Origin of the sequence: Mesorhizobium sp. M0217 (assembly GCF_040321955.1) — a bacterium.
Classification (GTDB): Bacteria; Pseudomonadota; Alphaproteobacteria; order Rhizobiales; family Rhizobiaceae; genus Mesorhizobium.
This window is the reverse complement of the sequence record NZ_JAMYSN010000003.1, coordinates 211,491-231,658: the sequence shown is the minus strand read 5'-3', so window position 1 is coordinate 231,658 and position 20,168 is coordinate 211,491. Positions and strand designations below refer to the sequence as shown.

20 protein-coding genes are annotated in these 20,168 nt (G+C 64.3%); 11 read left to right on the top strand and 9 right to left on the bottom strand.

The window, feature by feature from the left end; translation table 11 throughout:
* Positions 1-8: 8 nt before the first annotated feature.
* From pobA to pcaD, 6 genes are read right to left on the bottom strand one after another with little or no spacing between them, the layout of a single operon-like run.
* Positions 9-1,181, bottom strand: coding sequence for a 4-hydroxybenzoate 3-monooxygenase (gene pobA / locus NKJ18_RS08120; RefSeq protein ID WP_023704678.1), 1,173 nt, complete (start codon positions 1,179-1,181; stop codon positions 9-11).
* On the bottom strand, positions 1,181-2,233 hold the full coding sequence (locus NKJ18_RS08115; protein ID WP_352758063.1) for a 3-carboxy-cis,cis-muconate cycloisomerase: 1,053 nt from the start codon (positions 2,231-2,233) through the stop codon (positions 1,181-1,183). Before NKJ18_RS08115 ends, pobA begins: the two co-directional genes overlap by 1 nt.
* An 18-nt stretch (positions 2,234-2,251) precedes the next feature.
* On the bottom strand, positions 2,252-2,866 hold the full coding sequence (pcaG, locus tag NKJ18_RS08110; RefSeq protein ID WP_352758062.1) for a protocatechuate 3,4-dioxygenase subunit alpha: 615 nt from the start codon (positions 2,864-2,866) through the stop codon (positions 2,252-2,254).
* Entirely contained in the window at positions 2,866-3,621 is a 756-nt protein-coding gene (gene pcaH, locus NKJ18_RS08105) for a protocatechuate 3,4-dioxygenase subunit beta (protein ID WP_023696240.1), read from the bottom strand. The genes pcaG and pcaH overlap by 1 nt, the downstream gene beginning before the upstream one ends.
* Entirely contained in the window at positions 3,611-4,024 is a 414-nt protein-coding gene (pcaC, locus tag NKJ18_RS08100) for a 4-carboxymuconolactone decarboxylase (RefSeq protein ID WP_023714835.1), read from the bottom strand. Before pcaC ends, pcaH begins: the two co-directional genes overlap by 11 nt.
* A complete protein-coding gene (gene pcaD, locus NKJ18_RS08095; RefSeq protein ID WP_023691336.1) occupies positions 4,017-4,826 on the bottom strand; it encodes a 3-oxoadipate enol-lactonase in 810 nt (269 codons plus the stop codon). The genes pcaC and pcaD overlap by 8 nt, the downstream gene beginning before the upstream one ends.
* Before the next feature lie 92 nt (positions 4,827-4,918).
* Here pcaD and pcaQ point away from each other — a divergent pair, with 92 nt between their 5' ends.
* The 9 genes from pcaQ to NKJ18_RS08050 all read left to right on the top strand — a co-directional run bounded on the left by pcaQ (position 4,919) and on the right by NKJ18_RS08050 (position 14,470).
* Positions 4,919-5,836 (top strand): pca operon transcription factor PcaQ, encoded by a 918-nt coding sequence (pcaQ, locus tag NKJ18_RS08090; RefSeq protein ID WP_023685275.1) that lies wholly within the window; start codon positions 4,919-4,921, stop codon positions 5,834-5,836.
* Positions 5,837-6,112: 276 nt separating this feature from the next.
* Entirely contained in the window at positions 6,113-7,411 is a 1,299-nt protein-coding gene (locus NKJ18_RS08085) for an ABC transporter substrate-binding protein (RefSeq protein ID WP_023733161.1), read from the top strand.
* 23 nt (positions 7,412-7,434) lie between these two features.
* A complete protein-coding gene (locus NKJ18_RS08080; RefSeq protein WP_502906155.1) occupies positions 7,435-8,175 on the top strand; it encodes an ABC transporter ATP-binding protein in 741 nt (246 codons plus the stop codon).
* Positions 8,172-8,900: an ABC transporter ATP-binding protein gene (locus NKJ18_RS08075; RefSeq protein WP_023685278.1), complete on the top strand. Its 729-nt coding sequence runs from the start codon at positions 8,172-8,174 to the stop codon at positions 8,898-8,900. Before NKJ18_RS08080 ends, NKJ18_RS08075 begins: the two co-directional genes overlap by 4 nt.
* Positions 8,897-9,793: a branched-chain amino acid ABC transporter permease gene (locus NKJ18_RS08070; RefSeq protein ID WP_023749940.1), complete on the top strand. Its 897-nt coding sequence runs from the start codon at positions 8,897-8,899 to the stop codon at positions 9,791-9,793. The genes NKJ18_RS08075 and NKJ18_RS08070 overlap by 4 nt, the downstream gene beginning before the upstream one ends.
* Positions 9,790-10,854 carry a branched-chain amino acid ABC transporter permease gene (locus tag NKJ18_RS08065; RefSeq protein WP_352758061.1) on the top strand — a complete coding sequence of 355 codons (1,065 nt, stop codon included), beginning with the start codon at positions 9,790-9,792 and terminating at the stop codon, positions 10,852-10,854. Before NKJ18_RS08070 ends, NKJ18_RS08065 begins: the two co-directional genes overlap by 4 nt.
* Before the next feature lie 2 nt (positions 10,855-10,856).
* The gene (locus tag NKJ18_RS08060) at positions 10,857-11,642 is read left to right on the top strand and encodes a coniferyl-alcohol dehydrogenase (protein WP_023714837.1); all 786 of its coding nucleotides are present in this window, start codon (positions 10,857-10,859) and stop codon (positions 11,640-11,642) included.
* Between the two features lie 94 nt (positions 11,643-11,736).
* The gene (locus tag NKJ18_RS08055; RefSeq protein WP_352758060.1) at positions 11,737-13,182 is read left to right on the top strand and encodes an aldehyde dehydrogenase; all 1,446 of its coding nucleotides are present in this window, start codon (positions 11,737-11,739) and stop codon (positions 13,180-13,182) included.
* 256 nt (positions 13,183-13,438) lie between these two features.
* The gene (locus NKJ18_RS08050) at positions 13,439-14,470 is read left to right on the top strand and encodes a hydroxyacid dehydrogenase (RefSeq protein WP_023668143.1); all 1,032 of its coding nucleotides are present in this window, start codon (positions 13,439-13,441) and stop codon (positions 14,468-14,470) included.
* A 160-nt stretch (positions 14,471-14,630) separates the two neighbouring features.
* Here NKJ18_RS08050 and msuE read toward each other — a convergent pair whose 3' ends face one another.
* Together msuE and NKJ18_RS08040 are read right to left on the bottom strand one after the other, a co-directional pair.
* Positions 14,631-15,191, bottom strand: a complete 561-nt coding sequence (msuE, locus tag NKJ18_RS08045) for an FMN reductase (RefSeq protein WP_023687920.1) — start codon at positions 15,189-15,191, stop codon at positions 14,631-14,633.
* A 125-nt stretch (positions 15,192-15,316) separates the two neighbouring features.
* Complete coding sequence (locus NKJ18_RS08040; protein WP_352521544.1) at positions 15,317-15,973, bottom strand: glutathione S-transferase family protein; 657 nt, start codon at positions 15,971-15,973, stop codon at positions 15,317-15,319.
* A 126-nt stretch (positions 15,974-16,099) separates the two neighbouring features.
* On the opposite strand from NKJ18_RS08040, the gene NKJ18_RS08035 reads away from it, so the two are divergent.
* Complete coding sequence (locus tag NKJ18_RS08035; RefSeq protein ID WP_196813619.1) at positions 16,100-17,008, top strand: AraC family transcriptional regulator; 909 nt, start codon at positions 16,100-16,102, stop codon at positions 17,006-17,008.
* 107 nt (positions 17,009-17,115) lie between these two features.
* The gene (locus NKJ18_RS08030) at positions 17,116-18,762 is read left to right on the top strand and encodes an acetolactate synthase large subunit (RefSeq protein WP_023829178.1); all 1,647 of its coding nucleotides are present in this window, start codon (positions 17,116-17,118) and stop codon (positions 18,760-18,762) included.
* 29 nt (positions 18,763-18,791) lie between these two features.
* Here the strand turns inward: NKJ18_RS08030 and NKJ18_RS08025 are convergent, their stop codons facing one another.
* Entirely contained in the window at positions 18,792-20,156 is a 1,365-nt protein-coding gene (locus NKJ18_RS08025) for an alpha-glucosidase/alpha-galactosidase (RefSeq protein WP_352758059.1), read from the bottom strand.
* Positions 20,157-20,168: the final 12 nt, after the last annotated feature.

Here is a 20,168-nt window from a genome sequence, read left to right as displayed (position 1 = left end):
CACTGCCCTTAATAGGGCAAACCGACATAGTTCTCCGCCAGCGCGGTCGACGCCGCCTGCGAATGCACGAGATAGTCGAGCTCGGCTTCCTGGATGCGCTGGCCGAACTCGCCCGTATCGGGAAAGCGGTGCAGCATCGTCGTCATCCACCAGGAGAAGCGCACCGCCTTCCACACCCGAGCCAGCGCTTTGGCTGAATAGGCGTCGAGCCCGGCCGGCGACTTGTCCAGATAGAATTCGCGAAGCCCGGCAAAGAGATAGCGCACGTCGCTGGCGGCGAGGTTGAGCCCCTTGGCGCCCGTCGGCGGCACGATATGGGCGGCGTCGCCGACCAGGAACAGCCGGCCGAAGCGCATCGGTTCGGCGACGAAGGAGCGCAGCGGCGCGATCGATTTTTCGAAGGACGGGCCGGTAACGACGGCGGCTGCGGTCTGTTCCGGCAGGCGACTGCGCAACTCGTCCCAGAAGCGACCGTCGCTCCAGGCGTCGACCTGTTCGTCAGCCGCGACCTGCACATAGTAGCGGCTGCGATGCGTCGAACGCATCGAGCACAGCGCAAAGCCCCGCTCATGGTTGGCGTAGACCAGATCGTGATCGGCCGGCGGCACTTCGGCCAGCACGCCGAGCCAGCCGAAGGGATAGGTCCGCTCGAAGGTTTTCAGCGCCTGCCCAGGCGCCGATTTGCGGCTGACGCCGTGATAGCCATCGCAGCCGGCGATGAAGTCGCAGTCGATGCGATGGCCGACGCCGTCCTTCCCGTAGGTGACGTAAGGCGCTTCGCCATCGAAACCATGCAGCGCGACGTTGGCCGCCTCATAGACGGTGGTCAGCCCGGCCGCCTCGCGCTTGTCCATCAGATCGTGCGTCACTTCGGTCTGACCATAGACGGTGACATGCTTGCCGCCGGTCAGTGCCGTGAGGTCGAGCCGGTGCAGGCCGCCGCCGAACGCAAGCGAGATGCCGGCATGCAGCAGGCCTTCGGCATGCAGCCTTACAGCTGCGCCCGCCTCTTCAAGCAACTCGACGGTGCCTTGTTCGAGCACCCCTGCCCGCACCCGGCCAAGCACATGCTCCCGGCTCGAACGTTCGAGGATCACCGTCTCGACGCCAATGGTGCCGAGAAGCTGGCCAAGCAGCAGCCCGGACGGTCCGGAGCCGACAATGACGATCTTTGTGCGCATCAGTGTCCCAGGCTTTCGATCTGTCCGGCGAGTTCGGCGGCGAGCCGTAGCGCAGCCGCGGTCGCTATCGCCATTTGCGGCAAGAGCAGCCATTCCAGCGTCCAGGCAGCACCGGAGCGCTCCTGCTCATGCACCAGCGCCTGGTGCATGCCGGAAAGCTGGGTGGCGTTGAAGCGCGCCAGCGTCACCAGCACTTCCGCCTTCACCGGGTTCTGCTTGTGCGGCATGGCCGACGAGCCGCCGCCGCCGGACAGCTTGATGTCGGTTCCACCTTGCGCCATCAGCGCAACGTCCTGGCCGAACTTGCCGAGACTGCCGGTGATGAGCGATAGCAGCCCGGCGAATTCGGCCAGCGCATCCCGCTGGCTGTGCCATTGCGGCGCGTCGCCAAGGCCGAGCTTTGCGGCAAGGGCCGCGCGCACCGCAGGTCCTTTGTCGCCCAGCTTCTCCAGCGTGCCGGCGGCGCCGCCAAACTGCACCACGAGCAGACGCTTGGATTGCTCCGACAGTCTCTGCTGATGCCGTTGCAGCGGCGTGCGCCACACCGCCACGCGATCCGACGCCTGAATTGGGATCGCCGGCTGCATGCGCGTCATCGCTGTCAATGCACGGCTGCCAAAACGTTCTTCCAGCCCCACCAGCCGCAAAATGTTTTCAGTCAGCAGCAGGTCGAGATGTTCAATGAGCCGGCGCAGCCGAAGCACCAGGCCAGTGTCGATGACGTCCTGGCTGGTTGCGCCGAAATGCACGCCGGCGTCGTGCGGCGCGCCGACCGCTGCCTTCAACTGGCGCACCAGTTCGGGCACGATCACGCCATCCTTCGCCACACCGGCCCGCAGCCGCGCGGTGTCCGGCTTGTATGACAACAGGACAGGTATAATCGCCGCGGCGGCATCCGTGCCGATAATCCCGCTTTCGGCTTCCGCTTGCGCCAGCGCGCGCTCGAAATCGAGCATGGCGGCGATTTCCGCGTCGACCGAAAAATGCCGAGCCGCCTCCTCGTCGCCGAGCAGGCCGGAAAGCAGCGGATGGTCGAAGGGCGATACGGTCATATCTCTGTTCCCTGACCGTCAGATGTCGAAGAAGACCGTTTCCTTCTCCCCCTGGAGATGGACGTCGAAAATATAGTTGTCGCCTTGCCGCTCGGCGATCAGCGTCGGCACTCGCACCTTGTGCTCGATGCGGGCCAGGATCGGATCCTCGGCATTGGCCTTGGCCTCGTCTGAGAAATAGAGCCGCGTATGTAGGCCGATATTGATGCCGCGCGCGACGATCCACAAGCTGATATGCGGCGCCATCAGCCGCCCGTCGCCATACGGCACGCGTCCCGGCTTGATCGTCTGAAAACTGCACAGGCCGGTTTCCATGTCGGTCGGCTGACGGCCCCAGCCCTGAAAATCCGGATCGGCATCGCCGCGCAATTCGGCCGGCGAATTGTAGAAGCCATTGGCATCCGCTTGCCAGATTTCGATCAACGCATCCCTGAGCGGCGTGCCGGTGCCGTCGAGCACGCGAATGCGCAAACCGATGCGGTCGCCCTTGGCGTTGTCGTTGAGCATCGTGGCGCCCAAGTCTGTCGGGTAGACGCCGCCGATACCACCGAAATTCGGCGTCAGCCCGATATGCACGTAGGGCCCGGCGGTCTGCGACGGGCTCTCCTTCAGCCGGGTCAGCGATTGCGCCATCAATTGCCCTCCGGACGGTTTTCGAACAGCGAGGCGCGGCGTCCGCGCAACACGATGTCGAACTTGTAGGCGCGCGCGTCGAACGGGATCGTCGCCTGCATGTCGAGCGCGGCGACCAGCGTCTCAATCGCCGCCTTGTCGCGGATACCGCGCACGATCGGGCATCGCCAGATCAGCGGGTCGCCCTCGAAATACATCTGGGTGATCAGCCGCTGTGCGAAGCCGTGGCCGAACACCGAGAAATGGATGTGCGACGGCCGCCAGTCATTGGGCCCGTTCGGCCAGGGATAGGGACCTGGCTTCACCGTGCGAAAGGCATAACCGCCATCGGCATCGGTGATGGTGCGGCCGCAGCCGCCGAAATTCGGATCGAGCGGCGCGAGATAGCCGTCCTTTTTGTGGCGGTAGCGGCCGCCTGAATTGGCCTGCCAGAATTCGAGCAGCGCGCCTGAGACGCCCTGGCCGCGCTCGTCGAGCACGCGGCCATAGACGATGATACGCTCGCCGATGGCGCTCTCTCCGGGCTTTGCGAAATTGTGGATCAGGTCATTGTCGAGTTCGCCCAGCATGGCGTGGCCGAACACCGGACCGGTGATTTCCGAAGCCGTGTTGTCGAAGGCCAGCAGCGCCTTTTGCGGCGAGCGCAGCACTGACGTCTTGTAGTCGGGCGTCAGCGCCGGCGGATGCCAGCCGCGGTCGCGCTGGAAGAAGGCGCCGCTCTCGGGCCTGCGGTTCGAGCCGGCATCAGCTGGCATGGCCAGCCCTGCTTCCGTCCATTTCCGAAAACACCTCCTTGGCGATCCTGAAGGCGCGGTTGGCGGCCGGCACGCCGGCATAGATCGCGACATGCAGGAACGCTTCGCAGATATCGTCGCGCGACGCACCGGTGTTGGCGGTGGCGCGCACATGCATGGCGACCTCTTCATCATGGCCAAGGGCGGCCAGCAGTGCCAGCGTCACGATCGAGCGTTCGCGCCTGCTGAAGCCCGGACGCGTCCACACAGTGCCCCAGGCTGCCTCGGTGATCAGCTCCTGGAACGGCCGGTCGAAATCGGTGACGGCATCCTCGCTGCGATCAACATGCGGGTCGCCGAGCACCGAGCGCCTGACGGTCAGCCCGGTCTGGTATCTGGTTTCGTTTTTGGGCAGTTCATCCATGGGTCTGCTTTCTCAGGGGAAGCGCCGCGACGAAATCGCGGATCAGGGTGGTCAGCGCCTTGGGCTGTTCGACGCAAGGGATGTGCGCGGCGTCACGAATGATTTCGAAATGTGCGCCTGGGATCAGATCGGCCAGCCAGCGGACGAGATCCGGCGGCGTCGAGCCGTCCTGGTCGCCAACGACGCAAAGCGTGGGTACCGCGATCCCCTGCGCGGCCTCGGTGAAATCGGCATCGCGCACCGCGGCGCAGGTGCCGATATAGCCGGCGACGGCTTGCCGGGTCATCATGTTCCAGTAGCCGTCGAGCTCGGCGACACGGTCCGCGTGGAAGGCAGGCGTAAACCACATTTTGAGCACGGCATCGGCGATGGCCTGGATGCCTTTGCTTTCGACCGTTTCGATGCGGGTGTTCCAGCTGTCGGCCGTGCCGATCTTGTGTGCGGTGTCGCACAGGATGAGGCCGTCGACGATTTCGGGGCGCCGGGCATAAAACCCTTGCGCAATCAGGCCGCCCACCGACAGGCCACACAGCACCGCATTGTTCAATTCGAAATGATCGATCAGGCCCGACAGATCATCGACATGCTCGTCGATCGAGCTGACGCCACCAATGTCGGACAGGCCATGGCCGCGCTTGTCGTAGACCAACGCAGGCATTTCGCCACCCAGTTCGGACAACACCTCGTCCCAGATGCGGAAGTCGGTGCCCAGCGAATTGATGAACACGATCGGCCGCGCATTTCCCTTCGCCTTGATATGGCGATGGTGCAGCGTGATGCCGCCAATGTTGACGAATGGCACGATTTCGATCCTCCGTGTTCACATTGCACAAGGCATTTGGTTTGGTAAAATGATATTTTACGCCGTTTCATTAACTGCTAGGTTATGAGAACATGTCCGAAAGCCGCATAAGGTTCCGTCACCTGCAGGCATTCCTTGAGGTAGCGCGGCAAGGCAGCGTGGCGAGGGCGGCCGACTTTCTCCATGTCAGCCCACCGGCCGTGACCAAGACGTTGCGCGAATTGGAGGAGGCGCTTGGCATCGCTGTCGTCGAACGCGACGGCCGCGGCATCAGGGTGACACGGCTTGGCGAAATCTTTCTCGGCCATGCCGGCACGGCGATCACGGCACTGAAGCGCGGCGTCGATTCCGTCCGCCAGGACGGCGCCATCAACCGGCATCCGATCCGCATCGGCGCGCTCCCGACAGTGTCGGCCAAGGTGATGCCACGCGCCATAAGCCTGTTCCTGAGTGAAAATACCGGTGCTGCGATCAAGATCGTCACCGGCGAGAACGCGGTCCTGCTGGAACAGTTGCGCGTCGGTGCGCTCGATCTCGTCGTCGGCCGGCTTGCGGCGCCGGAAAACATGACCGGCTTCTTCTTCGAGCATCTCTATTCCGAACCGGTGCTGTTCGTGGTGAGGGCCGGCCATCCGCTGCTGCAGCCGGGCCAGGACATCTTCGCCCGGCTCGATGAATTCCCGGTGCTGATGCCGACGCGGGAGTCGGTCATCCGCCCCTTCGTCGACCGCCTGTTCATCACCAACGGCATGACGGCGCCTGCGACCGAGATCGAGACCGTCTCGGATTCCTTCGGCCGTGCCTTCCTGCGCCAAAGCAATGCGGTCTGGATCATATCGACAGGCGTCGTCGCCAACGAACTCTCCAGCGGCGCCTTCGTCGCCTTGCCCGTCAACACCGAGGAAACCAAAGGGCCGGTCGGCCTGACGATGCGGACCGACACTGCGCCTTCGCCGGCCTTCACCATCCTGCTGCAGACCATTCGCGAGGCGGCCAGCCAGAACGCCTGAGCACCTTTCGCCAATCTGGCGCAGAGCGGGCCTTCAGCCGTATTTCCATAACCTGTTGGTTAACGAAACACCGCAAAATATCATTTTACCAAACCAAACACCTAGGGCACTGTGACGATGGGAGGATCGAAATCGTGCCGTTATCGGCATTGGCGGCGTTCCGCTGCCGCCTCAAGGCCTGCCGGGGCGATCTCCGATCTTAAGAACGGGCGGCATCGATTTTGAGCAGGCCGGCGGTGACCTCCAGGTGCCGTCAGGAAAGGGAGGAATACCAGCATGACCTCAAGCAAATCCGGCGTCTCGCGGCGCCAGTTCATCGCCACATCGCTCGCCGGCGGCGCGGCACTTGCGCTCAGCCGCGGCCAGGCATTCGCGCAGGCCGCCGACACGCTGAAGGTCGGCTTTGTCAGCCCGCGCACCGGGCCGCTCGCCGGCTTCGGCCAGACCGACGGCTATGTGCTCGATCTCGCCCGCAAGGCGCTCGCCAACGGCCTCGACATCGGCGGCAAGAAATACAGTGTCGAGATCATCGACCAGGACACGCAATCCGACCCGTCGCGCGCCGGCCAGCTCGCCAAGGACCTCATCAACAACCAGGCCGTCGACCTGATGCTGGCGGTGTCGACGCCGGAGGTGATCAACCCGGTCGCCGACGCCTGCGAAGCCGCCGGCGTGCCTTGCCTCTCCACCGTCATGCCGTGGGAGGCCTGGTATTTCGGCCGCGGCGCCAAGCCCGGCGAACCCTCGCCGTTCAAATGGACCTATCATTTCGGCTTCGGCGTCGACGAGTTCTTCCGGACCTACATCTCGCAATGGAACCTGATCGAGACCAACAAGAAGGTCGGCGTCATGTATCCCAACGACGCAGACGGCAATGCCATCCGCACCCATCTGGCGCCGTTGCTGGCAAAGCAGGGTTTCACCATCGTCGATCCCGGCGCCTACGAGACCGGCACCACCGACTATTCCTCGCAGATCGCGCTGTTCAAGCAGGAAGGCGTCGAGATCTTCAACTCCTTCCCGATCCCGCCGGACTTCGCCGCCTTCTGGCGTCAGGCTGCACAGCAAGGCCTGATCAAGCAGATCAAGATCTGCCAGGTCGCCAAGACCGGATTGTTCCCGTCCGACATCGAGGCGCTGGGCGATCTCGGCAACAAGATTTCGAGCGCCGCTTACTGGCACAAGGCCTTTCCCTACAAGTCGCCGCTGACCGGCGTTTCGGGAATCGAACTGGCCGACGGTTATGAGGCCGCCAGCGGCAAGCAATGGACGCAGCAGCTCGGCGCCTCGATGTCGCTGCTCGACGCCGGCTTCGAGGCGCTGAAGGCAAGCACCGACGCCAAGGACAAGGCGGCCGTCGCCAAGGCGCTGAGCACGCTCAACACCGAGACCATGATCGGCAAGGTCGACTTCACCAGCGGCCCGGTCGCCAATGTCTCTCCCGGCCCGATCATCGGCACCCAATGGGTGGCGGCCAAGGAAGGCGGCAAATTCCCGCTCGACTACGTCGTGACCGAGAACGCCACCGACCCGAAGGTTCCGGTCGAGGCCAAGCTCCAGCCGTATAACGGCTGACGGACGGCTACGGGGATCGCATCGTGAACGGTTCAGCAAACGCCGCGATCCTCCACGCTGCCGGCATCCAGAAACGCTTCGGCGCGCTGGTGGTGCTCGACGATGTCGACTTCGCCATGAATGCCGATGAGGCCGTCGGCATCGTCGGCCCGAACGGCGCCGGCAAGACGACGCTGCTCAGCATCTTATCAGGCGCCTTCCCGCCGAGCGCCGGCACGGTCGCCTTCAAGGGTGGCGATGTGACCGCGATGCCGGCTACAGCGCGCTGTCGTCTCGGCCTGGTGCGCACGCACCAGGTGCCCAAGCCGTTCAGCGGCATGACCACGTTCGAGAACGTTTTTGTTGCCGCGTCGCATGGCGCCGGTCTCGCCCGCGACGAGGCCTATGAAGAGGCGCTGGAGTCGCTGAAACTGTGCGGCATGATGGGCGTGGCCAACCGGCGCGCCGAAACGCTCGGCCTGCTCGACCGCAAGCGGCTGGAACTTGCCCGCGCGCTCGCGGCAAGGCCTACGCTGCTTCTGCTCGACGAGATCGGCGGCGGACTGACCGATGGCGAGGCGAGCGAACTTGTCGATACCATCAAGGAATTGCGCCGCCGCAAGATCGGCATCGTCTGGATCGAGCACATCGTCCACATCCTGCTGCAGGTGGCAGAGCGGCTGATCTGTATGGACGCCGGCAAGATCATCGCCGATGGCGAGCCGCAAGCGGTGATGGCCGACCCGGAAGTCGTGCGCGCCTATCTCGGCGGAGGCCCGAAATGAGCCTGCTCGCAATCGAGAATCTGGTCGTCCGCCATGGCCTGTTGCAGGCGGTGCGCGGTGTGAGCTTTACGATCGAGCGCGGCGAAACGCTGGCGCTGGTCGGCGCCAACGGCGCCGGCAAGACGACGCTGCTGCGGGCGATCGCCGGCGCCCATGAGCCGACGGCCGGCCGCGTGCTGCTGAATGGCGCCGATATCACCGGCGTTCCCTCGCACAAGCGCGTCGGCATGGGCGTCGCGCTGGTGCCGGAAGGGCGAAAACTGTTCGTGCAAATGACGGTCGAGGAGAACCTCCTGCTTGGCAAGACCGCCGGCCGTCCCGGCGACTGGAGCGTGGAACGAGTGCTCGACACGTTCCCCAATCTGAAGCCGCGCCGCCATGCCAAGACCGGGCATCTCTCCGGTGGCGAGCAGCAGGCCACCGCCATCGGCCGCGCTTTGATGAGCAATCCCGAACTGCTGCTGCTCGACGAGGTCTCGCTCGGCCTGTCGCCGCTGGTGGTCGACCGCGTATACGCTTCGCTGCAAGGCCTGATCAGCTCCGGCACGACGATCATCCTGGTCGAACAGGACCTCAATCGCGCGCTCTCGGTCTCGGACAAGGTCATCTGCATGCTCGAAGGCCGCGTCGCGCTGGAAGGCCCGAGCAAGGGCATGTCCCGCGATGAAGTGACGAAAGCCTATTTCGGTCTGCACAGAAAAAGCGCCGGGAGTGTGCCGGCATGAGCAACCAGATCGTCCAGGGCATCCTGCTCGGCGGCTACTACGCGCTTATCGCCTGCGGCCTCTCCTTCATGTTTTCGGTGATGCGCATAATCAACCTCGCGCATGGCAGCCTGGCCGTGTTTTCCGCCTATGCGCTGTGGTGGCTCGCCTCGCAATTCCATATCTCGCCCTTCGTCGGCCTGCTCATCGTGCTGCCGCTGATGGCGGCCATCGGCTGGGCGCTGCAGCGCTTCCTGCTCGAGCGCAGCGCCCGTGGAGGCGCGCTGCTGCCGATCCTGACCACGTTCGGCCTCGCCATCGTCATCGACAATGCGCTGTTCGAGCAGTTCGGCGCCGACACACGTTCGCTGGCGCCCTATATCGGCAGCCTCTCCTACGATTCCTGGGAATGGCCGGGCAGCATCTATGTCGGCAAGCTTGCCGTGATCATGTTCGCCGCCGCCGTCATATTGCTTGGCGGACTGCAGCTGTTCCTTACCAACACCAGGCTTGGCCGCTCGATCCGCGCCACGTCGGAAGATCCCGACACGGCCGGTCTCGTCGGCGTCGATGCGCGCCGCGCCAACGCCCTCGCGGCCGCCATCGCCATGGTCACGGTCGGTCTTGCCGGTGCCTTCCTCGGCATGCGCGCCACCTTCGATCCCTATACCGGCGCACCTCAATTGCTGTTCGCTTTCGAGGCGGCGGTGATCGGCGGCGCCGGTTCGCTATGGGGCACGCTGGTCGGCGGCATCGTTCTGGCGCTCGCCCAGACGCTCGGCGCGCAGATCCATCCGCAAGGTTTTCTGATCGGCGGCCATGTCGCCTTCCTGATCGTGCTGTTCATCCGGCTCTCCACCTGCGGCCTCGGCCTGCGCGGCCTGCTGCGCCTGCCCGCGAGGAAAGCATCATGAGCGCGGTTTTAAACGCCCCCGCTATCGAGCGCGGCACCTCCGCCTCGCGCATCTCGGCGATTGCGGTCGGCGTCATCATCGCGCTACTTGGCGTCGCGCCGCATTTCCTGTCGGCCGGCGCCGTCGACCGCGTGACCGCCTTGTTCATCTATGTGATCCTGGCAGCGATGTGGAACGCGCTGGCCGGCTTCGGCGGGCTGGTTTCGGTGGGACAGCAAGTGTTCTTCGGCCTCGGCGCCTATTTCACCATCCGCCTGGCCGATGCCGGCCTCAACCCGTTCGCCTCGCTGTTCGTCTCCGCGATCATTGTCGGCGCGATCTCCTGGCCGATGTCGCTGTTCATGCTGCGGCTCAGGAACGGCGAGTTCGCCATCGGCATGTGGGTGATCGCGGCGCTCACCCATCTCCTGGTCAATCTCGACCGGCTGGTGCAAGGCGAGACCGGGACGTCGCTGATCTCGCTCAACGTCTATGACGCCGGTTCCAGGCGGGCGACGATCTACTGGCTGGCGCTGGCCGCGATGACGGCGCTGCTCGCCACCCTGTTTAGCCTGCTGCGCGGCAGCACGGGTGCGGCCATCCGCGCCATCAGGGACAATGAGGAGGCCGCGGCATCGGTCGGCGTGCGCGTCACCGGAACCAAGCGGCTGCTCTTCGTGCTCGCCGCCTTCGGCATCGGCATGGCCGGCGCGCTGTGGTTGGCCACGTCGATCACCTTCCAGCCGAAAACCTACTTCAACGTCCAGTGGACCGCCTACATGATCTTCATGGTGCTGGTCGGCGGCATCGGCACCTTCGAGGGCGCCATTCTGGGTGCGCTGCTGTTCTTCCTCATCGAGACCTGGTTCGGCGGCACCGGCGTCTGGTATCTGATCGGCCTCGGCGCCACGGCGGTGCTGTTCTCGCTGTTCCTGCCGCGCGGCGTGTGGGGAACGCTGGAGGAGCGCCTTGGCCTGCGCCTGCTACCGGTCGGCTACCGGGTCAGGCTGCCGGCAAACGCCGGCGATAGTGACGCGACGCCTTCGCCGCAACAGGCCGCAACGCATAGTGAAAAGGCGTGACCATGCTGTTCGGCAAGACCATCCTCATCACCGGTGTCGCCTCTGGTATCGGCGCTCGCACGGCCGAACTTGCCGGCCAACTGGGCGCTGACGTGATCGGCGTCGATATGCGTGAACCGGCAGCATCGGCCGGCAGTTTCGTCAAGGCTGACATCTCATCCAAGGCCGGCGTCGACGATCTCCTCGGGCGCCTGCCGCAGCGCATCGATGCGCTCTGCAATGTCGCCGGCCTCCCCGGCAACACCGGTGCGGTGTCGACACTGGCCGTCAACTTCTACGGCCTGCGCGCGCTCTCGGAAGGCCTCGCACCAAGACTTCGTGAAGGCGGCACCGTAGTCAACGTCGCCTCGATCGCCGGCTATGGCTGGCGCGCCAATCTCAACCGCGCGGCATCGATGGTCGGCATCGAAGGCTTTCCCGATGTGGCGAAGATGATCGCCGACCATCAGGTGAAGAACGAGGAAGGCTATCCCGTTTCCAAGGAGCTGCTGCTGTTGTGGACGCAGCGCGCCGCGCATCAGGACCTGTTCAGGAGCCGCGGCATCCGCGTCAATGCAGTGAGCCCCGGCCCGGTCGAGACGCCGATCCTCAAACAGTTCCGCAATGTGCTGGGTGACGCCCGCGTCGACAGCGACATCGCCAGGGTCGGACGCGCCGGAACCTCGGGCGACATCGCGCCTGTCGTGCTGTTCCTGTGCTCGGACGGCGCACGCTGGGTCAACGGCGCCAATGTGCCTGTTGACGGTGGGCTTGAAGCATCGATCAATGCCGAGGTGCTCGGCTTCTAGACCATGATCCCGAAAAGTGGGAGCCGGTGTTCGGATCAGATCGTGGTCGATAATTGATAGAAAAGACGCTCCACGGCGAGCGAGGGAGAGAACAATGGACATCGGACTTCTGATCGACGGCGACAAAAGGGATGCCTCCGGCTCAGCCTCTTACGAGCGCATGGACCCGTTCACCGGCAAGCTGGCGACCCGCGCTGCCGCAGCCAGCATCGCCGACGCCAATGCCGCGGTCGAAGCCGCTGCTGCCGCTTTCAAGACGTGGTCGAAGACCGGTCCGGGCGAGCGCCGCGCTTTGCTGTCCAAGGCGGCCGATGTCATGGACTCCAAGGTCGGCGAATTCACCAAGTTGATGATGGAAGAAACCGGCGCGACCGGCCCCTGGGCTGGCTTCAACGTCATGCTCGCCGCCAAAATGCTGCGCGAGGCAGCCGCCATGACGACGCAGATTTCGGGCGAGGTCATTCCCTCCGACAAGCCCGGCACGCTGGCCATGGCGATCCGCCAGCCGGCCGGCGTCTGCCTCGGCATCGCGCCGTGGAATGCACCGGTCATCCTCGGAACCCGTGCCATCGCCATGCCGATCGCCTGCGGCAACACGGTTGTGCTGAAAGCTTCGGAAATGTGCCCAGGCACGCACCGGCTGATCGGCCAGGTGCTGGTCGAGGCCGGCCTGCCCAAGGGCGTCATCAATGTCGTCACCAATGACCCCAAGGACGCAGCGGCAATCGTCGAAACACTGGTCGCGCACCCAGCAGTCAGACGCGTCAACTTCACCGGCTCGACGAAGGTCGGCAGGATCATTGCCGAACTCGCCGGCCGTCACTTGAAGCCAGCGCTGCTCGAACTTGGCGGCAAGGCGCCGCTGGTCGTGCTGGACGATGCCGACATCGACGCCGCGGTCAATGCGGCGACCTTCGGCGCCTACATGCATCAGGGCCAGATCTGCATGTCGACCGAGCGTCTGGTCGTTGATGAAAAGGTCGCCGACGAATTCGTCGCCAAGCTCGCCGTCCGCGCGGCGCAGCTGCCGGCCGGCGACCCGCGCGGCCATGTCGTGCTCGGTTCGCTGATCAGCAGCCAGGCCGCCGACAAGATGGAAGAACTGGTTGCCGACGCCGTCGCCAAGGGCGCCAGGCTTGTGGCCGGCGGCAAGCGCACCGGAACCGTGGTCGAGGCGACATTGCTCGACCACGTGACGCCGGCGATGCGCGTCTATTCGGAAGAATCCTTCGGCCCGGTCAAGCCCGTGATCCGCGTTGAGGGCGAGGACGAAGCGGTACGTGTCGCCAACGACACCGAATACGGCCTGTCTTCAGCCGTGTTCAGCCGCGACATCCGCCGTGCCATGGCGGTTGCCGCGCGCATCGAAGCCGGTATCTGCCACATCAACGGCCCGACCGTCGGCGACGAGGCGCAAATGCCGTTCGGCGGCGTCAAGGGTTCAGGCTACGGCCGCTTCGGCGGCAAGGCCTCGATCGCCGAGTTCACCGACCTGCGCTGGCTGACCATCGAGGATCCGGGGCAGCACTATCCGTTTTGACTGCACCTTCTCCCACAGGGGGGGAGAAGGGAAGGAGCCCTCAGGGCCGTTGCCTGGCGAGCCAACGGATTCCCGCATCAAAACCCGGCAAGGCTCGAGTCGCGCGATCGGCGGCCCCTCCCGGAGTTGTAAATCGTTTGATCGTGGGTATTTTACCCCTCAAGCACATGCCGCCGGACGGCGGCAAGCGGTTTTGGGGACTACCACAAGTGCAAAGCAAAATACGCGATACGGATCGCGCCGGGGAGGAATCGTTATGCCAAACAAGGCCCTGCCGCTGGTCATCAGCGCGCCGGAACCACGCACGCTCGACCTGATCTTCACCTCACCGCAGCTGGCGCGCCTCAAAGCGCATTACCGCGTCGTCGAGACGACGGCCGAGGGCGTGGCGAACTTGCCCGCCGACGTGCTTGCCGAAGCCCGCTATATTATCGGCCAGCCGCCGATCTCGCCCGAGACCTTGGACCGGATGCAGGCGCTGCGTTGCGTCTTCAATGTCGAGACCAACCTCATCAACAACATGCCCTATGAGACGCTGTTTGCGCGCGGCATCCATGTCGTCACCACCGGCCTCGTCTTCGCCGAGCCGGTGGCCGAGCTTGGCCTCGCCATGGCGCTCAACCTCGCCCGCAACATCGTCGATGCTGACCTCGCCTTCCGCAAAGGCGAGGAGCTGTGGGGCGGTGACGGCAATTTGACGGCGCGGCTTCTGTCCGGCGCCGATGTCGGCATCATCGGCTTCGGCGATCTCGGCCGTGCGCTCAACCGACTGCTGTCGGGTTTTCGCACCCGCACCAAGGTCTTCGACCCTTGGCTGCCGCCGTCTATCCTGATCGACAATGGCGTCGAGCCGGCCTCGCTGGCCGAGGTGCTGACATCAAGCGATTTCGTCTTCGTCGTCGCTTCGGTGACCTCGGAGAACCAGGGTTTCCTCGGCGCTGAGGCCTTTGCAAGTATGCGCAAGGGCGCCGCCTTCATCCTGCTCAGCCGCGCCGGCGTCGTCGACTTCCCTGCCCTGATGGCGGCGGTGAAAAGCGGCCACATCGTCGCCGCCAGCGATGTCTTCCCTGAAGAACCGCTGGCGCAGGACCATCCGGTCCGTGCGATCCCCGGCTTCCTGCGCTCCGCCCACCGCGCCGGTGCGCTTGACATCGCCTTCAAGCGCATGGGCGACATGGTTCTGGAAGACATGGACCTGATCGACCGTGGCCTGCCGCCGCTGCGCTCCAAGCGCGCCGAGCGCGAGACCGTGTCAAGGATGCGTTCGAAGCCGGCGGACAGGAACTAGTTATCGCGATAAATCCGTCTGAAATGGATTTCGGAGTTGGCCAAGCCGCGTTGTCATCGTCGCTCAGGATGACCGCAAGCGCGGGAACCTTTGCACGGCGATACCCCGCCAGGCCTGGCCGGCGGGGTATTGATTTGCGGATGACGTAAAAATCTGCGTGCTATCCGGCAGCAACGCCGGCTGCCGAGCGATTGGCCAGCACCAGCCCGACCTCGCCGACAACCTGATCGACGCGCTTCAGGATGGGTTCGGCCCGCAGCACGCCGTCGGAAAAGTCCTTGTCCGTGGCATAGACCCCTGTCGGCAGCGTCAGCGCCTCGAAGAAGCCGAACAGCGGCCGCAACTGGTGCTCGACGATCAACGCGTGGCGATCGTTACCGCCGGTGGCAAGCAGCACCACCGGCTTGCCGCGCAAGGAAGCGGGATCGAACAGATCGAAGAAGTGCTTGAACAGGCCGGTGTAGCTGCCCTTGTAGGTCGGCGACCCCACCACCAGCACATCGGCATTGACGACGCTGTCGAAGATTGCCCGCGCCTGACCGTCGAGATCGCGCGCCCATTTGGCAGCGCCAAGTGAGGGGCCGAGGTCTTCGATGTCGTAGGTACTCGCCGACAATCCATGCTGGCGCGCAATGTCCCTGACGACCTGGTCGACGAAGCCGCGCGTCTTGGACGGCCGGGTGAAATTGCCGGAAAACCCGACGACGGTTGGATTGGGCATGTTTCTCTCACCTCTCGCGGACCTGCTTGATGCCGCATATTTACAGGCTTGCGCCTGCCGCAAGAAGCAAATGACTGACCTTGCAGCACCATAGTGAGGAATTTTTTTCCGTTTGCCCGCTCGTCTCAGGCCGCGAGAAGCCGGCCATAGGATTCCAGGTAGAAGCCGGGCGACCTTGCGCAGGTCCGCACCGCCTCCCTGGCGGCAACCGTTTCCTGCCACCGCAGCAGGCGCTCGCATTCGGTCGGCATGGCAAAGCCCAGATATTTCTCAAGCACGCACAGCTGTTCGAACCAGGGATAGAAGGCGACGTCGGCGGCGCTGAATTCCGAGCCCAGCAAAAACCGTTCGTCCGCCCCTCGCCTCGCAAAGGCATGCTGTTCCACAAAGCGCAGGGCGTCGCCAAGCTGGGCCTTGATCCGCTCATGAACCATAGCGTCGGAACTGTGCATCATGGTTGCCGTCCTGGCGTAAAGCTGCGTGTCGGCGAAGCTGATCCAGATGCGCGCCTCAGCGCGGGCATGAGCATCCCTGGGGAAAATCGGCCGTTCGGGGAATGCATCATCGAGATATTCGCAGATGATCGCCGACTCCCTGACATATTGCCCCTGATGGCGCAGCAGCGGCACCTTTCCCGTCGGCGTGAGTTTCAGGAACCACGCCGGCTTGTTGCGCAGATCGATTTCGATTTCCGTCGCCTGCAGGCCTTTCTCGGCAAGGGCGAGCCTGACACGGTGCGCATAGGGACAAAGCTGCGCGACAAAAAGCTCGATTGGCGGCATGAATAACTCCTGAGTTTCGTTATCGCCGGCAAGCGGCCTGTCGGGCATAGCTAGGTCCAGTAAGGCCGGCGCGCTATTCGACAGCGTCTGGATTGATTTATCGATCGTCTGTTTCTGGAGCGAAGCGTGGATCTCCTGGCTACCCTCATGCGCGAATTGCACTTCGCAGCCGCCGGGTACCGGCGCCTCGAACTGGCCGCGCCCTGGGCGATCTCGTTCAGCCAGGCTGGACTTCGCGGCATTCACGTCGTCATCAAGGGGCGATGCGAGGCGGTGTTCGGTGAGGAAGATGTCGAGCCTCTCGATGCCGGCGACCTGATCATTGCACCGCGCGCCGATCCGCATGTGCTGCGGTCGCCCGGCGCGCTCAAAAGCGCGAACGTCCCCGCCGCCGAACTGGCGACCCAAACCGCAGCCGGGCGTATTCGCAGCGGCGGCGAAGGCGAAAAGACCGTCATCCTGTGCGGCGCCTTCGCCTTTCGCGACGCCGACCATCCGGCACTTGCCGGCCTGCCGCGCATCGTTCACATCCGGGGATCGAATGGCCGTCTGCCCAAATGGCTGCGTGGCTATGTCGAGGCCTTGCTGGTGGAAGCGACCGACGAAGGTCCCGGCAGCGACGTAGTAATGGCTCGCCTGTCTGGGGCCATCGTCACGCGCGCCTTGCGCTCCGGTCTGGAAAGCATGGACAATCCAGGTTGGCTGAGGGGATTGCAGGACCCCGCGATCGCCAGAGCGCTCGCGACCCTGCATGAAGCCTATGGCCACGACTGGACGATCGAGACCCTGGCACGCGCGGTCGGGCTCTCCAGGGCAACCTTTGCCGCCCGCTTTCGCGATCTCGTCGGCGAAGCGCCCATGGCCTATCTCTTCGGCTGCCGCATGCGGCAGGCCAGCCGGCTGCTGCACGAGGGCAAGAGCCTGGGCCAAGTCGCCGAGGCGGTCGGCTACAGCTCGGAAGCCGCCTTCTCCACCGCCTTCAGGCGCCACGCCGGCGTCTCGCCCGGCCAATTCAGGAAACGGAAGGATCTGTAAGGCAGAGCGATATTGGCGGCGGCCGCGCCTCGCGGTAGGACTTTGCCAGCACTATGTCTGATCATATCCCGACGCGGTTCGCCGCCGCTTTGCCCAGGAGATGCTTCGTGCCCAAAGGTTCTGACCTGCTTGTTGCCGCCCTCGAGAATGAGGGCGTCGATCGCATCTTCGGCATTCCCGGCGAAGAAAACCTGGACGTCGTCGAATCCATCCGCAAATCCTCGATCCAGCTCATCCTCACCCGTCATGAGCAGGCGGCGGCGTTCATGGCCGCCACCCATGGCAGGCTCACCGGCAAGCCAGGTGTGTGCATCACCACGCTGGGACCCGGCGCCCTGAACCTGACGACGGGTGCCGCCTATGCGCTGCTCGGCGCCATGCCGATGATCATGATCACCGGGCAGAAGGGCATCCGCTCGTCGCGCCAGGCCCGCTTCCAGATCGTCGACATCGTCGCCGCGATGAAGCCGTTGACCAAGCTGTCACGTCAGATCATCTCGGCGAAGACCATTCCCGCCGTGGTGCGCGAAGCGTTTCGGATTGCCGAGGAGGAGCGTCCGGGGCCGGTGCATCTGGAACTGCCCGAAGACATCGCGGCCGAGGAGTGCGACGATGTCGCGCTGATCCCGCCGCATCCGGTCGAGCTTCCGCTGGCCAGCCCGCTGGCGCTCGACCGTGCCGCTGAGATGATCATCAAGGCGCAGCGGCCGCTGGCGATGCTGGGCGCCGCCGCGTCGCGGCCGCGCTCGACCTCCGACCTCGCCCAGTTCGTCATCAGAACCGGCATTCCCTATTTCACCACCCAGATGGGCAAGGGCACGGTGCCCGGCGGCACCGAACTCTACATGGGCACAGCGGCGCTGTCGGAGCGCGACTATGTGCATGAGGCGATAGAACAGGCCGACCTCATCATCACCATCGGCCACGACACGATCGAGAAGCCGCCCTTCATTATGGGCGACAAGGGACCGAAGGTGATCCATGTCGGTTACCAGCCAGCCAATGTCGAGCAGGTCTATTTCCCGCAGACCGAAGTGATCGGTGACATCGGCGCTTCGCTCAGGCTGCTTGCCGACCGGATCGAGGGCAAGATCCCCAACGCGCAAGCGTTGCTGCCATTGCGCGAAGGCATTTTGACCCGCATTGCCGCCCGCGCCACCGAAGACCGTTTCACGCCGCAGCGTCTGGTTCATGACGTGCGCGCGGTGATGCCGGCCGATGGCATCCTGGCGCTCGACAACGGCATGTACAAGATCTGGTTCGCGCGCAATTACCGCACGCGCGTCGCCAACACTTTGCTGCTCGACAACGCCCTGGCCACGATGGGCGCCGGCCTGCCCTCGGCGATGACGGCCGCGATGCTCTATCCCGCACGCCGCGTCATGGCGATCTGCGGCGATGGCGGCTTCATGATGAACAGCCAGGAACTGGAAACCGCCGTCAGGCTGAAGCTCAATTTGGTCGTGCTGATCATCGAGGACAATGCTTTCGGCATGATCCGCTGGAAGCAGGCGGTCGACCAGTTCCCCGATTTCGGCATGACCTTCGGCAATCCCGATTTCGTCCGCTATGCCGAGGCCTATGGCGCCAAGGGAACCAGGGTCGGCGCCGTCTCAGAAATACAATCGACGCTTGAACAGGCCTTTGCCGGCGGTGGCGTCCATCTCGTCGTCGTTCCGATCGACTATTCGGAGAACGAGCGCGTGCTGGTCGAGGAACTGCGCCACCGGTTGCCGGCGCCACCGGAGGCCTGACGGTGGAGTAGATACCGCCGCAGCAGCGCTCAGGCGGCCCGGACCTTGGCGCTCCCACGCGCCCAGGTCGGCAGCCAGTCGCCATGCGTCGCCAGCAACTCATCGACCAGCGCCCAGATCTGGTCGAGATCGAGTTCGGCCGCCGTATGCGGGTCCATCATCGCCGCGTGGTAGATGTGCTCGCGGTTTTCGGTCATCAACGCCTGCACCGTCAGTTCCTGCACATTGATGTTGGTGCGTATCAACGCGGTGAGTTGCGGCGGCAGCTCGCCAATATAGGTCGGCTGGATGCCGGAGGCGTCCACCAGACACGGCACCTCGGCGGCGCAATTGTCCGGCAGCGAGGTGATGCAGCCATTGTTGCGGACATTGCCGTAGATCACCGAAGGCTCCCCGGTCCACACCGAGTTCATGATCGAGGACGCGTATTCCTTCGATTGCTCGACCTCGATGCGGTCGGCCGAGCGATAGGCCTCGGCCTTCCAGCGCTCGATCTGTTCGATGCAGCGCTTGGGATATTCGTCGAGCGGAATGCCGAATTTCTCGATCAGGTCGGGCCGGCCTTCCTTGATGAAATAGGGCGTGTATTCGGCGAAATGCTCGGAGCTTTCGGTGACGAAATAGCCGAGACGCGTCAGCATCTCGTAGCGCACCTTGTTGGGGCAGCGCGGGTTCCAGCCCGGCTTCGGCGCCCTGCCCTCGCGATAGGCGCGGACCAGGTCCGGATAGAGGTTGCGGTAAGACCCATCCGGCTGCAGGTGCTCGAACTTCAGGTAGAAGGCCATGTGGTTGATGCCGGCCGAGCGGTAGCGTATCTCGTCGTAGGGAATGTCGAGATCGTGCGCCAGTTCCATCGCCGTGCCTTGCACCGAGTGGCAGAGGCCTACCTGCTTGATCTCAGGGTATTTCTCTGAGATCGCCCAGGTGTTGATCGCCATCGGGTTGACGTATTGCAGCATGATCGCGTCGGGGCAGACGGCCAGCATGTCCTCGCAGATCTTCCACAGATGCGGCACGGTCCGGAGGCCGCGCATGATGCCGCCGACGCCGAGCGTGTCGGCAATGGTCTGGCGCAGGCCGTATTTCTTCGGCACCTCGAAATCGGTGACGGTGCAGGGCTCAAAGCCGCCGATCTGGAAGGCGACGACGACGAAGTCGGCGCCGGCGAGCGCCCTGCGCTGGTCGGAATAGGTCTCGGCCTTCGCCTTCACGCCCAGCGTCTCAATCAGCTTGTTGACGACGATGGCGCTCTCTTCCAGCCGCTGCGGATTGATGTCCATCAGCGCGATCGTCGCGCCTGACAGCGATGGCCGCTGCAGCACGTCGCCGACAATGTTCTTCATGAACACGGTCGAACCCGCGCCAATGAAGGTGATCCTGGGATGTCTTGCCACTATTAAACCTCC